Annotated in this window: 14 protein-coding genes; 4 read left to right on the forward strand and 10 right to left on the reverse strand. The window is 32.8% G+C overall.

The window, feature by feature from the left end; all coding sequences use genetic code 11:
• The first annotated feature begins 3 nt into the window (after window positions 1–3).
• The gene (locus BQ5321_RS14020) at window positions 4–891 is read left to right on the forward strand and encodes a ComEC/Rec2 family competence protein (protein ID WP_071395066.1); all 888 of its coding nucleotides are present in this window, start codon (window positions 4–6) and stop codon (window positions 889–891) included.
• Between the two features lie 190 nt (window positions 892–1081).
• Window positions 1082–1729, forward strand: coding sequence for a hypothetical protein (locus tag BQ5321_RS14025; protein WP_071395067.1), 648 nt, complete (start codon window positions 1082–1084; stop codon window positions 1727–1729).
• A gap of 429 nt (window positions 1730–2158) precedes the next feature.
• Here the strand turns inward: BQ5321_RS14025 and BQ5321_RS14030 are convergent, their stop codons facing one another.
• The 8 genes from BQ5321_RS14030 to BQ5321_RS14070 form a co-directional block, all read right to left on the reverse strand.
• Window positions 2159–2380: a DUF7695 domain-containing protein gene (locus BQ5321_RS14030; protein ID WP_071395068.1), complete on the reverse strand. Its 222-nt coding sequence runs from the start codon at window positions 2378–2380 to the stop codon at window positions 2159–2161.
• A gap of 10 nt (window positions 2381–2390) precedes the next feature.
• Entirely contained in the window at window positions 2391–2897 is a 507-nt protein-coding gene (locus tag BQ5321_RS14035; RefSeq protein ID WP_071395069.1) for a hypothetical protein, read from the reverse strand.
• A gap of 336 nt (window positions 2898–3233) precedes the next feature.
• A protein-coding gene (locus tag BQ5321_RS14040; RefSeq protein ID WP_234978411.1) for an IS3 family transposase occupies window positions 3234–4801 on the reverse strand; the annotation gives its coding sequence in 2 pieces (ribosomal slippage) (window positions 3234–4324 and window positions 4324–4801; 1569 coding nt in all).
• A gap of 61 nt (window positions 4802–4862) precedes the next feature.
• A complete protein-coding gene (locus BQ5321_RS14050; RefSeq protein ID WP_071395071.1) occupies window positions 4863–5786 on the reverse strand; it encodes a hypothetical protein in 924 nt (307 codons plus the stop codon).
• A gap of 75 nt (window positions 5787–5861) precedes the next feature.
• Complete coding sequence (locus BQ5321_RS14055; protein ID WP_071395072.1) at window positions 5862–8897, reverse strand: type I restriction endonuclease subunit R; 3036 nt, start codon at window positions 8895–8897, stop codon at window positions 5862–5864.
• Window positions 8898–10148: a restriction endonuclease subunit S gene (locus BQ5321_RS14060; RefSeq protein WP_071395073.1), complete on the reverse strand. Its 1251-nt coding sequence runs from the start codon at window positions 10146–10148 to the stop codon at window positions 8898–8900.
• Window positions 10141–11919, reverse strand: coding sequence for a type I restriction-modification system subunit M (locus tag BQ5321_RS14065; RefSeq protein WP_071395074.1), 1779 nt, complete (start codon window positions 11917–11919; stop codon window positions 10141–10143). The genes BQ5321_RS14060 and BQ5321_RS14065 overlap by 8 nt, the downstream gene beginning before the upstream one ends.
• A gap of 41 nt (window positions 11920–11960) precedes the next feature.
• Window positions 11961–12536 (reverse strand): recombinase family protein, encoded by a 576-nt coding sequence (locus BQ5321_RS14070; protein WP_071395075.1) that lies wholly within the window; start codon window positions 12534–12536, stop codon window positions 11961–11963.
• 386 nt (window positions 12537–12922) lie between these two features.
• On the opposite strand from BQ5321_RS14070, the gene BQ5321_RS14075 reads away from it, so the two are divergent.
• A complete protein-coding gene (locus tag BQ5321_RS14075; protein ID WP_071395076.1) occupies window positions 12923–13552 on the forward strand; it encodes a DUF1643 domain-containing protein in 630 nt (209 codons plus the stop codon).
• 491 nt (window positions 13553–14043) lie between these two features.
• Here BQ5321_RS14075 and BQ5321_RS14080 read toward each other — a convergent pair whose 3' ends face one another.
• On the reverse strand, window positions 14044–14367 hold the full coding sequence (locus BQ5321_RS14080; protein WP_071395077.1) for a helix-turn-helix domain-containing protein: 324 nt from the start codon (window positions 14365–14367) through the stop codon (window positions 14044–14046).
• 143 nt (window positions 14368–14510) lie between these two features.
• Between BQ5321_RS14080 and BQ5321_RS14085 the strand changes: the two genes are divergently transcribed.
• Window positions 14511–14789: a hypothetical protein gene (locus tag BQ5321_RS14085; protein WP_071395078.1), complete on the forward strand. Its 279-nt coding sequence runs from the start codon at window positions 14511–14513 to the stop codon at window positions 14787–14789.
• 280 nt (window positions 14790–15069) lie between these two features.
• On the opposite strand, the gene BQ5321_RS14090 is transcribed toward BQ5321_RS14085, so the two are convergent.
• The gene (locus BQ5321_RS14090) at window positions 15070–15270 is read right to left on the reverse strand and encodes a hypothetical protein (protein WP_071395079.1); all 201 of its coding nucleotides are present in this window, start codon (window positions 15268–15270) and stop codon (window positions 15070–15072) included.
• Between the last annotated feature and the right edge of the window lie 15 nt (window positions 15271–15285).

Here is a 15285-nt window from a genome sequence, read left to right on the forward strand (position 1 = left end):
TTCATGAGTATCATTAAATCCTTTTCTGTTGGTAATGGAGATACGTTTTATATCAAACACGGTTCAGATAATTTTACAATAATAGATTGCTATCTATCCGATGATAACAAAGAAACCATCGTAGATGAAATCCTGTCTGAGTCACGAGATAAAGGAATCAGGAGATTCATATCAACACATCCTGATGAAGATCACATTTGCGGTTTGGAATATCTTGATGAAAGATTAGAAATCAATAACTTTTATTGTGTTAAGAATGAAGCAACAAAAGAAGATGAAACAGTAGATTTTAAAAAATACTGTGAACTAAGAGATGACTCTAAAAAAGCCTTTTATATAAAAAAAGGAGTAAGTAGAAAATGGATGAATCAAAGTGATGAAGAGAGAGGAAGTGCTGGAATCAATATTTTATGGCCAGATACTGATAATGCCGATTTTAAAGATGCATTAGATAAGGCAAAAAATGGTGAAAGCCCTAATAATATTTCAGCAATCATAAAATATAGTCTCGAAAATGGTGTAACTGTTTTGTGGTTGGGAGATTTAGAAACGGATTTCATGGAAAAAATCAAAGATGAAGTCGAATGGCCAAAAGTAGATATATTATTTGCACCTCACCATGGAAGAGAAAGTGGAAAAATCCCTCAAGAAATACTTGATAATTTAGACCCTAAAATTATTATTATCGGTGAAGCCCCATCAAAAAATTTAAATTACTATCAAGGATATAACAAAATTACTCAAAATTCAGCAGGAGATATTACCTTTGAATGTGTAACAAATAAGGTACATATTTATGTCTCAAATGAAAATTATACAATTGATTTCTTAAATAACGAAAATCTTAATGATTTTGGTAGTCATACTTATCTTGGAACCTTAAATTTATAATTTAAAAATGGGTAGCTCCAATAATCTATGCGAATTTCAAACAGTGAAACAATAGTGGTATATCATACTTTGGTACGTTTTTTAATTCAGTGGTTATAACATCGAAAGAAATTTAGGTTGTCCACCATCCCCCTTCGAATATATAACATTTGAAAGTATAATATTTCAAATAGTTGAAGGGATGTTTACAATGAAATTAAATAACGAGCAATACGAGGCACTACATGTAGAAATGATGGCGTTAAATGAAGAGAATATCGATGGAAAGTTTTTTGTAAATACAATTAATGAGCTTAAGAAGCAAGCAGTAAAATATTTAAAAGATGAATACTTTGCTGAAGAGACCATAAATAACTTCCAAGAAGAAGGAACAGATATTTCATCATTATTAAATATTCTTTGGAAAGATAAAGGACTTTATGTTTTTGTAGGGTTACACTGGGAAACCGGTTATAACTTATACCATATAACTGAGATCTTTGAACTTCAAACAGATGTTACTCCATTGATTTTCTTCGGAGATGAAGTAGCAATAGAAAATGAGAAAAGGAAATGGTTTGAACAGGATAATTATATTTATACTGTTTGGGATTATGATTCTAATCTAGAAACATTTTATTATTGTGATGAACCGGAAGATAATTATGCTATTTTAAAATCATTAATATTATCACACAATGAACCCTATATGAGTTTTGAGGATATCCATTATTATACTCATGATTATGAATTGGAAAAGTATAGAAGGACATATTTCATAAAAGAATTACATGAACTTGATAACCATGAATTCTATGAATTTCTAAGACAGTATGCTGAACAGGTTGATTTATTATAATGTCAAAACCGTAACCATAGTATAAATTGAGGTTACGGTTTTTTGCAATACTCACACAGTAAAGCAATACCACTATGATGAGTGACAAAATTTATTTGAGGACTTTTATTTAAAGTCAAGATTCAACTTAAATGTAAAAAGGTCCACACAGTTTTGAACTGTAGGACCTAATTTTTTATGGTTCCTACCAAAAACCATAAAATTTCCGACCATAGAGGCCGCTTCATCGCAAATATATTATTCCAAACAAATTCATAAATATCAAGGATGATTTTACCTTCATACCTTATATTCCACCATGTATGATCTAGCCAAAGCTCAATTACAAATTTTAACTATACTAAAATTTTGTAATTGGAATTAAATTCTTCGATGATCTCTAGGATCTCTAAACAATTATTAATTCATGCTGGTTAATGTTGCAGCTATTCAATTATTTTCTTCATAAACAGAATAACTAAAATCAATATAATCTTCTAGTACTGACTTTTCTTCTGTTTGATTTATTCCCCACCCGTACCGTTGATAATCTGTTCCTCCATCTATGAAAATTGCTCCGCAGCCACAGACCTTGAAATCGTGGCTATGTTTTGATTCAATAATGTCATTGCACTTTTTGCAGCGTACTTTATTTACTATTATTTTTTTCATTGAATCCCCCTTATATAGTATTGTTTTTTCCTTGTTTATTCCAGATTAAAATATCCGCACTCGAATTATTAATTATATTTTCTTCAACATATAATCGAAGAGATTCAGGTTCCACTTTTATAAAAGAAACTCCAATAGAACCTCCACTTCTAATAACTTCCTTTACTTCTGCCAGTTTTGATCCTGTTGCTGCATTTTTATTAATTAAATGCTGCGTTATCCTTTCCCTCATTCCATCTGATTTACGTTCACCTACATACATAGGCATCCATTTATCATTTTTCGACCTACGTATGTAAATTGTATAGAGATTTGCATTATTTCGAAGTTTACTCAGGATATCTATATTAAACTCCTTGATAATTGGTATACACTCTTCCCATACCTTTTCATCTGTGTAATTCAGCAATTCGATTGGATATACAAAATCATAAGGTTCTTCTACTATTAACTCCATTTTACAGCTAAGAGCAAACTCTTTTAAATCCTTATAAATCAATGACGGAAAGTTTATCATTTAATATCTCCTTTTATCTTTATACTAAGTTCCTATTGTAAAGAAAATTTAGCCTATATAAGCTAGATTTCTCCTAGACATCTTACTAACTCAGCAATTTATTGAGATTTATTATTTCACTCTCCACTAGTTTAGATATTAGTTCATCGTTAACAATAGGTTTCTTCCGATCGGTGTTTGTCAATATAGTTGTCGCATTTAGCTACTTTAGTATTCTAATAGAATTTTCTCAATGCCCTAGTTAAGTCAAGGCTACCGCGCTGCGCTGAGTCCCCTGGTGATTTGAATTGAAAGGAAAAGCTTGCTTTCAATTCAAATCACCAGGAAATATGGATCTTATGGTTTTCTCAATACGTTAACCTGTCCCTCATCTCGCATTGGATTGAGTGCTACTTTCTCATTTGGTGCCCAATTTCTTGTTCCTCTTGCCCAACGTTCTGGATGCTTATCCTTTGCTGCTTCGTATACGTTTTTTCGCTTTTCCAATATGGCTATGTGTACTCCGGTATGACACTGCACAGGCGTCACAAAATTTAGCCCACTATGCAGGTGGATTTCGTTGTACCAATGGACAAATTGCTGTGCCCATTTTCTTGCTTCATCGAGTGATACAAAGCCTTTATGCGGATAATCTGGTCGATATTTGAGTGTCCGAAACATTGCCTCAGAGTATGGATTATCATTACTCACACGCGGTCTTGAAAAGGAGCTTTGAATACCCAATTTCTCTAGTAAACTTAAGAATGTCTCAGCTTTCATCGGGCTACCGTTATCTGAATGCAGAATAAGTGGTGCCCCTTGTATTTTTTCATTGATGACTGCTTTTTTTACAAGCATTTCAGCGTGCTTTGCTTCTTCTGTTTCCCAAACTTCCCAACCAACTGCCTTTCTACTAAATAAATCGATAATTAAATAGAGTCGATAATACAAACCTTTCACGGGTCCGCCAAGCCACGTAATATCCCATGTCCACACTTGATTTGGTGCTGTTGCCAGATGACTCTCAGGGACTCTTTTACCAGGTTTTTGACTCCGACCACGATGATGTTGCATTTTTTCTTCACGTAATACTCGATAAAAAGTTGATTCTGAAGCAATGTAAGTTCCTTTGTCTGCCAGCTTTGGTACAATCTGTGTCGGCGGTAAATCGACGTATTCTTTCTGCTTAATCACTGTCAGAATTTCTTCTTTTTCTTCTTCAGACAACTTATTTTTCGGTATGGGTCTTTTCGCAAATGGACGCTGATCGACTTTCACGTTTCCATCTTCCACCCAGCGCTCATATGTTCGAACACTAATATGAAGTTCCTCACAAGCCTTCGCTAATCGCGCACCATTTTGATTAGCTTCTTGGATGAGTTCAACTGCTAATGCGCGATTTGACGGGCTAATCATTCTTCCTCGTTGTCCCCCCAAATCGCTTGGGCCTTTTTTCGCAAAAGTAATAAAGCCGCAGCTTCTGCGAGTGCCTTTTCTTTCTTTTGAAGCTCTTTTTCTAATTCCTTAGCACGCTTCTGTTCTTCCTTCAGAGCTCCATTTAGCTGTTTACTTTGGTCGAAGGCCTGACCATTTGCTTGAAGGCATACCGTTTTCCATGCTTCAATTTGTTCACGATACAAACCTTTTTTACGACAATACTCGGCAAGCTCCGTTTCATTCATCGCGAACGTCTCCATCACGATTAAAAACTTATCTTGGCTGCTCCATTTATCACTTGTTTTTCCATTACCGGGAGTGGCCATACCATCTGCGCGCGCTGCCCTACGCCATTTGTACAACGTCACATCTGAAATACCCAATTCTTTCGAGATTACCGGTACAGATTCATTATTTGGCGGCATCATTCGTTTGATAATAGCCTCTTTTTGTTCTTGCGTATATCGTGCTCCATTTTTTTCAGTCATATCGATCAACCTCCGTGTTATTTACTTAACTATAACACTAAAGTATCGTACGACATCTATCCTAACAGAGAGGGCGATTTTTAAGTATTTTTTTGTACTCTACATTAATTCGATATCCTTCCGTTTCTCCAAAGTATCTAATGAATAAATTATCATCTGTATTATGAGCATTGATAAAAACTTTCTTTAAATCTTTATCCATCGTGGCAAACAGATATATGGTATCTCCTGTATTTTCATACCAATAAAGAGTACTCCAGAAAGACAGATATGTTAAATCCCAAGCTTGATTTGAACTATTTTTAATAATATTGTCGATGCTTTTAAATTCCTTTAATTTCGGTTGCTTTACCTGCTTTGTAAAGAGAAGGGCAGCGTATACTACTGTGTAAATACAAAATAGAATATTTTTATCAATCCATTTTAAAAGTTCAATCATTTTTTCGGTAACAGTGAGTTCTTGGTTCAAGTATAAAGAAAAAATATGCAGCATTTCTGCTAAATGCATTTGTTGATGACTACTTTTTACATCAAATACATATTCATTATTGCTTAGGTTTTTAATTTTCGGTACTGAGTCTATTTTTCTTTCAAAAAGATCAAGCCATGTTTTAGTAGGATATTGATCGAACATCTTTAAAAATAAATTGTTTTCGGCACTTGCTTCATCATTACTATTTTTAATATTCGCATATTCATTTAGGGCTAATCCACCAGTGATCGCTACATCATTGAAATGTGACCAAAATAATAAGCTACTAACCACTTTTAAGATGTGCATGTCTTTTAGAGTGCCGTTGCTACAAAGCTCTACAATCTTTGTCATGATATTTCTATCAATAATCAGAATATACTTTTCACCAAAATAATTGGAGAAGTCGGGAGTTCCTTTAGGTGAAATTATTGGGTGAAAGATTAACTTCTTATCAATAATGAATTCGGTCAATTCTTTTATTTGTTTTTCTTGTACCCTTAACACTTCCATAGCGGCCTCCTGAATACATTATAATTTTGAAACAAAAAACCTGCAGTATATGTATAATACTACAGGATTTTCACTTTATCTTCTTAATTCTTTATAGGCCTCTTTGGCCACTTCCTCTAATACAGTATTGTAAAATGTACGGTTCTCAAAAAGCTTTGAATATGATCCCATTTGTTCTAAATATAATTCCTGTGCCACTCTTTCGAACACATCTGGAAAGATACTTTTTTCAAATATCTCTGCATCGTTATTTTGTGCAAATCGTTTTAGCTTCTTATTTTCTCTAACTGCTTTTTTGTATATTCCTTCTACTATTACCCTATCGGAATCTGTAAATTTACCTTCAAATCGCTCATTCACGCGTTTAATTATATTTTCCAATAGCTCATCTTCTTCTAGAGGCTTTACCCCGGTGTCAATGGATTCAGGATTTTTCAATACGTTATAACCAGCATTTTTTTCTAACGCAATGTTACCTTCAAAAGTCCGTTCCAATTTGTAATACTCAAGTTTTAACTTGTCCTCAATATTTATATTTTCTCGTTTGTTCTTAGGAATAAATTTAATTAAGTAAGAAGTAAATACGTATTCTTCATGTAATTCTTTATCGAACATTCGAGTTAATTGTGTAATATAGGAATACCACTTATTAAAATTACGGACAGTTACTCTAAACGTGTACTGAGTTTCATCATCAAGCTCCTGATATCGATTAATAATTGGCTTTAAGGCACTTGCCATTTTTCCTAAATCCGTATCTGTTTGTTTCCCCTCTTTAAAATACATCTTTACTAATTGTTGTATATCTTGATCATTATAAACCTTAAAATTACGCAATTTCGTTTTAGTGTCATAAATCAAGTTAACATCAATTTCTTTATCTAATGAAGTTACTTCATAGTAAGGCTCGAAGGCTTTTTTAATATCTTCGGCTTCATTAACAAAATCCAAAATAAAGGTATCTTCTTTATCAGGATGCATCCTATTTAATCTAGATAATGTTTGGACGGCCTTTACTCCCGATAACTTTTTATCAACAAACATCGTGTGCAGCAACGGTTCATCAAAACCAGTTTGATATTTTTCCGCAACAATCAACACATTAAAGCTATCAGTATGAAACTCTTCTTTCAACTGGTTTTCAGAAATTCTTTTACCATCTTTGGTTTTATTTAAGCTAGACTCTCGAAACTCTTCATCTCTATCATTCACTACACCTGAAAATGCCACTAAAACATCCATATCAGTATAGCCTTTTTTCTTTATATAATTTTTAAACTCGTGAAAGTAACGTACTGCATGTAATCGGGAAGCTGTAACAACCATTGCTTTTGCTCTTCCCTTCATTTTATTTCTCGTTACATCACGAAATTGTTCAATCATAATCGCTGTTTTTTGCTGCAAATTATGTGGGTGCAATGATTCATATCTTCGAATTGCTTTAACCCCCTGCGAAGCTGGGAGTTCTGGATTATCTGGTGCATCTTTAGCGATTCTATATGAAGTTTTATAAGTCATATAGTTTTGTAGGACATCCAAAATAAATTCTTCTTCTATAGCTTGTCTCATGCTATAGATATGGAATGGTTTAAATGAACCATCAGGTTGTTTTGCACCAAACATCTCTAATGTTTTTTCTTTCGGTGTAGCAGTAAAGGCAAAGAAGCTAAGATTACTATGCTTTCCATGTGTTAATAATTCTTTAACAAGTTTATCTTCATGATCTAGTTGATTGGCTTCTAGTTCTCCCTCAATCTCCGCATATTCTCTTAATGCTTCTTCAGTATCAGCTAATGCCGACTTTAACTTTTTAGCACTTGTCCCTGTTTGAGAAGAGTGGGCCTCATCAACGATAATGGCAAAGTTATTACCTTTATTCACTTCAACCTCTTCATAAATAACAGGAAACTTTTGAAGAGTAGTAATGATTATTCTTTTCCCATCGTTAATGGCATTTTTTAAATCCTTTGAGGATTTATTTTCACCGATAGTCTCTACAAGCCCGGTAACATGGTCAAAGCTTGAAATTGTATCTTGTAACTGTCTGTCTAAAACGGTTCTATCAGTCACAACAATTACGGAAGAAAAAATAGACTTATTCTCTGCATTATGCAAACTTGATAAATGATAAGCCAGCCAAGCAATACTATTTGACTTGCCTGAACCTGCACTATGCTGGATTAAATAATTTTCACCACTACCATTTATACGAACATGATTCACTAATTTCCTTACAACATCCAACTGATGAAATCGTGGGAAAATTAGTTTTGAAGAGTTTTTGGTTGTTTCTTTTCCATTCTTTATTACCTTTTTCTTTTCTACATCCAAATGCATAAATCTTTGCAAAATATCCATCAAACTATCTTTTGCTAGAACCTTTTCCCATAAATATGCTGTTGCGTATCCTTCCGGGTTAACAGGGTTTCCAGCTCCACCCACTTCACCTGCACCGTTAGAACCTTGATTAAACGGCAAGAAGAAGGTATCTTTGCCGTTTAGTTTAGTTGTCATCCATACTTCATACAAATCGACTGCAAAATATACCAACACACGTTTGTTAAATTGAAAAATTTGTTCGCGAGGATCCCGGTCATACATAAATTGTTTTTTAGCATTTTCTACGGATTGACCCTTAATCTGATTTTTCAATTCAAGTGCTACAATTGGAATACCATTCAAAGATAGAACCATGTCCAATGTATTATGATTGTCAGTTGAATAAGCAAATTGACGCGTTACTGTTAATCGGTTGGATTTATAATCTTGTATAACCTTCTCGTTTAGAGTGGATTCAGGACGAAATGAAGCTACTTTAAGTTTTACACCTCGATCAGTAATTCCATGCCGAAGTACGTGCAGCAATCCATTCGTTTCTATTTCATCATTTAGACGCTTATATAACTTTTTCTCAGAATCAGCTTGGTAAATTTTTTCGTATCTTGTCCAAGCCTTCTCTTGTGTTTCTTTAATAAACCCGATTAATTGATTGATATCAAATGCTTTTTCTTTATAGTAATTTGTTTGATCACCTTTTACGTACCCACCATTAGATAGGAGGTATGACTCTATATCTTCCTCAAATCTTTTTTCATTGTCTTGGATAGTCAACTACATAACCTCCTTTTTACCTGTGACATATTCATATATAAGAGATGTTTTATAATTCTCTAATCCCTCGATAAGTTTTTCTTTTTGAGAAATTAACTTATTAATTTTTAATACTTTTTCATTTAAATAATTCGCTATTTCTATTTGTTCATTAAGGCTTGGAATTGGTATATAAAAATTTAAAAACTCATCAGTAGGAAGTCTCCATCTTCCGTGGTTAGAAACTCCTTGACCATAGCCATAAAAGATTTTATTTAGATAACAAGCTTGCAACAAAAATTTATAATAATTTGAATTCTGTTCATTGTTCCCCTTAAATCGAAATACTCTATAATCTGGGCTAGTGACTCCAATATATTTTGAACAATCGACCCAACCAGTCAATAAATCCATATGATTCATAACAAAATCGTTTCTTTCAACAATTTGATACTTACTGTAATCGGAAGAGAGTTGTCCTTCATTACTTTCAATATCTTTTATCTTTAACCCTTGCTGTGTCACAGATAGTACATCATAGCCTAAACTATTTGCGATCACTTTTTTTATTTCAAATATATTTTTTAATTTACTCAATTTCCAATGACTAGGTATACTTCCTATCCACTCTATTCCAGTATCCTTCATCTTTACTTTAGGATTTAATCCTTTTGTTATTGCTTCAAACATTAGTGATTGAAGGTATGTTTTTAGTTCTTTAATAGAGATATTTGTTTTCTCAGTTAATGAATCTATTTTCGCTACTTTTTCATCTAGAAAATCTGCTATCTTTTTTTGCTCTTCTATATCTGGCGGAAATGCAACAAGTATCTTTTTCATTCTCCCATAATTGGTAGACCATAAATCAGCAACAATCCCTGTTCCCCAACGATAAAATTCCTCTGCAAATCCATAATTTTTTAGTAAGTAATTTATAAATGAAGGTTCCAATGTGTTGCAATATAATACTATATTTATTAATGAGACTGAACCATTATATGGTGATATGCCTGAAGACAATTTTCTATCTGATCTTGAATTTATTACAAAATCATTTACACAAACCTTTTTTCTATTAGAATGATCATTGGATTTTGCCGCTGTCTCTAATTGTTTTACTATTCCCTTTTTAGTTACTGATAACGGTTCAAAATCCAAGTCAGAAACCTTATCATTTCTTAATTTAAATAAGTTACCTATTCTTTCAATTTTCCAATGTTGAGGTACTTCACCTATCCACTCAACCCCACTATCTTTTAGTGTCTTATTCATTCACCTCAACCTCCTGACCAGATAATGCTTCAAAGGTTTTTACAATTTCCTCTTCTAACAATTTTATCCTTTTAGCAACTTCATCAGATTTCAACGGTTGTTCAAATTTATAAAACAGTCTAGTAAGCGGTATTTCATAACCAATTTTTGTTTTACTTTCGTCAAGCCAAGTATCTTGATTAAAAGGTTTAATTTCATTCTCGAAATATGCTTGAATATTCTCTTTTAAAGGAATCTCTTCAGTATCCCTTTTTTCTGGATCAGCTACAGGCTTTCCTTTTTTATATAATACCTTTCCATCTTCATTAAACTGTGGAGATTCTACAGTTACTTTATAGTACCCAAAATCAATATTATCAAATATCTTAGATTGTACAGTTCTCTCTCCTAGAGAATATTCTTTATCAAGAAAATCACCATATGCTTTTACAATAATATCTCTACAATCAGGTGTTAAATCAACTCGTTTACTACCAATGTTTTTTCTTCTTTTCTCATACATATTTGAGGCATCTATTAATTGAACTTTACCAATTCGATGTTTTGGCTTATTTTTCGTTAATACCCAAATATACGTAGAGATTGCTGTGTTATAGAAGCTATCATTTGGTAACTGAATAATCGCTTCTAACCAGTCATTTTCAATTACATATCGGCGAATTTCACTTTCACCGCTACCAGCTGCTCCGCTAAAAAGGGCTGAGGCATTATGAATAATTGCCATTCTCCCAGTATTTTTCAATTTACTTAGACCATTAAGTAAAAATAAAAGTTGACCGTCATTTTTCTTCGGTAAGCCTACTCCAAAACGCCCATTCTCACCTTTATCATGTTCTTCCTTAACCTTTTTATATTCAGATTTCCAATCCGTTCCAAATGGAGGATTCGATATACAGTAGTCAAATGTGTAACCTTCAAACTGGTCATTTGTTAACGTATTGCCCAATTTCATATTCTCAGGATTACCGCCACGAATCATTGTATCTGCTTTCGCAATAGCATATGTTTGTTCGTTTATTTCTTGACCAAAAGTTGTTACTTCGGCTTCTGCATCTAATGCTTTTAATCGTTCTTCCATAGCACTTAGCATCTGGGAAGTACCCATTGTTTGATCGTATACTGTCTTAGCAACTCCTTCATCAATAAGAACATCTTTTTCCTCTGCAATAAGTAAGTCTGTCATTAAATAAATGATATCCCTACTTGTAAAGTGTGATCCTGCTTCTTCATCATAACTCTCAGAGAATTTTTTAATTAAATCTTCAAAAATGTAACCCATATCCGTACTTGTAATTTTATCAGGACCCATATAAGCTTTTTCCGCGTTGAATTCTTGAATGATAAAAAATAACTTATCATTATTAGCAAGTTTTGTAATCTCTCTTTCGAAGTCAAAGTTCTTTAGAACATCCTGTACGTTTTCGGAAAATCCATGTAGGAACGCAAGGAAATTTTCCTCGATATTATTCGGGTCCGATAATAGATTTTCAAAAGTGAAATTGCTGATATTATAAAAAACATAACCAGATGCTTTTTGTAAAAATCCATCTTTTACTTCTAAGTGCTTGACCTTTTCGTATGTTTCTAAAACCTTGTCTCTTGTAGGCAATAAAGTGTCATGGAATCGTTTAATCACTGTCATCGGTAAAATGACTTCACCATACTCATGCGGCTTATATAGGCCTCTTAAAGCATCAGCAATACTCCAAATTAAATTTGCTTTTTCCTGTATATTAGCACCTGTTTGAATACGTCTTAACTCTTCATTCATTGAATAATCCTCCATGTATGTAATCTATTATTCATCTATCATTATATCTTTGTTCTGATTTGCTCGGCCTTACTTTTCTTCTTAGCCCTAACAAGAGTAGATACTGAAATCCCAGTCATATCCTCAACCTGTTTATACGAATGATTTTCTAGTAATGATAAGGCATGATTAATTTGCTGCCGTGAAAATTTTCTGGGCCTACCTTCTCGGAAATCAGGTTTCTGTTTGGCCAAGAATTTGCCTTCTTGGGTTCGTTCTACGATCATGTCTCTCTCGAACTCAGCAAACGCAGAGAATATCGTGAATATTAACCGTCCAGTAGGAGTATTTTCAATAACCCCCATATTCAGTACATGAACTTTAATATTTCGTTCAAATAAATCCTTAATGATTTCAAGAGCATCCTGTGTACTTCGGGCAAAACGGTCTAATTTTGTAACGACCAATGTGTCTCCTTCTTGTAACATATCAATCAACTTCTGAAATTCAGGCCGCTTTTTGTTTGTCCCTGTATATTTTTCGGAGTATATTTTGTCACAGTTTTCATTCTCTAACTGTTTCAGTTGAACCTGTAAATCCTGATGCATCGTACTTACTCTTGCATACCCATATTTCAAATAACCACCCCTTTTCATTAAAATTTGAGTTGCATTTATGAACATAAGTATTGATTAAGCTTGATACCCTTATTTTATAGTACTATGGTATCATGTTCAATACTTTGAAGTATTGAACATGATATATCTGCCAATCTTATTCTTAACCTGTCAATTTGACAGATAATAAGTGTTCGTTTATTTTGCAAATTTATTTAAAAAAACAGCTATCTTCACATGAGAAGGTTAGCTGTTTTCTTAATTTCTACATCCATTTTATAAGAACAGATCCATTCACCGGAAATGCGACCGACCTTTTATATAACTTCAAGAATCTTCTATTAACTGGTTACTTATACCAATATGATATTATTATTTATAGTATTTTTTAAAAAGTAGGTGACAAAATGGCCAAAAGAAGTTATGACTCCAAACTAGTTAAAATTAGAGGAATAAAGGCAGGAAAGCGTCAACTAAACAGTAAAGTTGAAATTAGAACTTCTCTGAGGATTCCTTTAAAGAAAGGCATTGCATCCTGTATCCTGATGAATCCAAGTACTGCTGATAGCTTTGACTCAGATGATACCATTAACTTTGTTACTGAATACATATATAAGAACATTCCTGAAATCAATTGGATAAGGTTTTATAACCTTTACCCTTTTTATGAACCTAAATCAACCAAGATCTATGATTTAATTCATAATTTAACACCATCAGAATACAGTACTGCAATGAATTTAAATAGACTAGAAATTAAGAAAACACTTGAATCAACAACGCATTTATTTCTTGGTTACGGTCAGTGTAGTGGAGATGCAAATGATAAGGCCAGTTATTATGATATCGAAACAGTTAAGTTACTAAGTATGATTGAGAAGACTTATAAGAATGATATTTTTGTATTCGAAACTTCTCAATCAAATAAAATTCTTATCAAAAATAAATATCCTAGACATCCTAATCCCAATAATGAACACTTTGCTATCAATCATCACAAGTGTCGCATTAAAAACGGATCAATAATACTAATTTAAGCGACATAGATTGATAGACTCCCATGCAGTTTTATAAGGAAGGAAAAAAAATACAAATATTACTATTCAACGGATTTATTACTGAAAATCGTTAATGCTTATTGTAGAATCAGCACTAAATTGTAAAATGGGCGCCAATCACCTCAAGATTGGCTCCCATTGTTGAATATAGCAAAGGAGATTAGTGTTATAGGTTAAAAATATAAACCGATGAATTTTTTTGTACAGAAACACGCTTACTAGGGTGAAAACGTGTTTTGTTGTTGGTAATGAAATTAGTTTTATCAAATAAGCAACGAGTTTCTATATCTCACTTTCTTTTTTATATAAAAGGCTTTATTAATGCCCCTTGTTATAAAGCTATTAACGATACTTTCCAGCTCTAATGCGTATAGCCTCAATACACACCTCATTAGCGGAAGAGTAGTAAAAGAAGGAAATATTATACATACTAAAAGCCTCCTTGATTGGGAGGCCTACGATTCGTTCTTTTATTTTCTTAAAGACGTTACAAACGTGTACATAGCGACTTTTTGTTCCTCATTTAATGAAGAAATCATCTCACTAAGTTGATCGTCAATGACCAGACTTTTCGATTCTTTGTCTTCAAATTCTATTGATTTAAAAAACGAACTTAACGGAATATCAAAGTACTTACAGAAATCAGCAATGACGGTTAATTGAATTTCTTGGCCATTTTCAATTCTTGATAACCGAGGTTGTGAGACTTGTATAGCATTTGCTAAATCTATCATTGAAATATTATGTTTTTTTCTTATCTCCCGCATTAATTTTCCAGCTTTTTTATTAATCATTTCTCATTTTCCTTTTATAAATTATCCATTTATATTTAGTTTATCGTTTTCTCATTTTACAAGCAATCAATCTCGTTGTAAAATTATGATGATAATGAATATTTTTATTCAATTTTATAATAAAAGGGTGTGATGAGTCAGTTATGAACTTTGAAGAAGCGTTAACACAATTTACTAATAATCGTGTTGAGGACATTTTGGTAAACACTAATAACAAGACTCTACAAGAAGTGTTTTATTCATTAGAAAATAGTCTTGAAGAATTAGATATTAACCCACATAAATGTGAACAATTAAAATTAGTAATCTTCCAATTAATTGATTCACAAAACCATTTAGTTTACCGTCAAGGGTTAGCAGATGCCATTGTTTTCTTATCAAGCATCGGAGAAACAAAAAACAAATTGGGAATAGAAGAATAAAAGGAAAATGATTCATTTATTAAAGCAGGCATTCTCTAAACGAAGCCTGCTTTAATATTAAGGCTAATTTATCATTTATCTAAGGAAATAAATGAACAATCACTTTTATATTGGGCGATTCATGAATACGGAAGCGGAAGAAGCACTTTTGAAGATAAAAAAGCAACAAATGAATATTTTCGTTACTTAAACAATGAACTAGCGGGAAAAATGATTGGATAAGAACTTCGGTATCTAGACTATGTTGAATTATATGCGATAGACTACGTACCACAAAACTCTAAATACCTAATGAGAAAAAGGACCACTTTAACTTGTCAGGAACAATTTCACCGTCAGGATAGTGTTTTACCCATACTCCGTCTTTTTTATATACAATATACGTATTATTTGCTTTTGCATCGATTAATGCACGCTCTCCAGTCATTTTTACCCATTTTTCTATCCATTCATATTTTCTTTTCGGTTTTTGTTCGGTCATTACAATCCTATTCTT

The organism is Bacillus tuaregi, assembly GCF_900104575.1.
GTDB classification, from domain to species: Bacteria; Bacillota; Bacilli; order Bacillales; family Cytobacillaceae; genus Bacillus_BD; species Bacillus_BD tuaregi.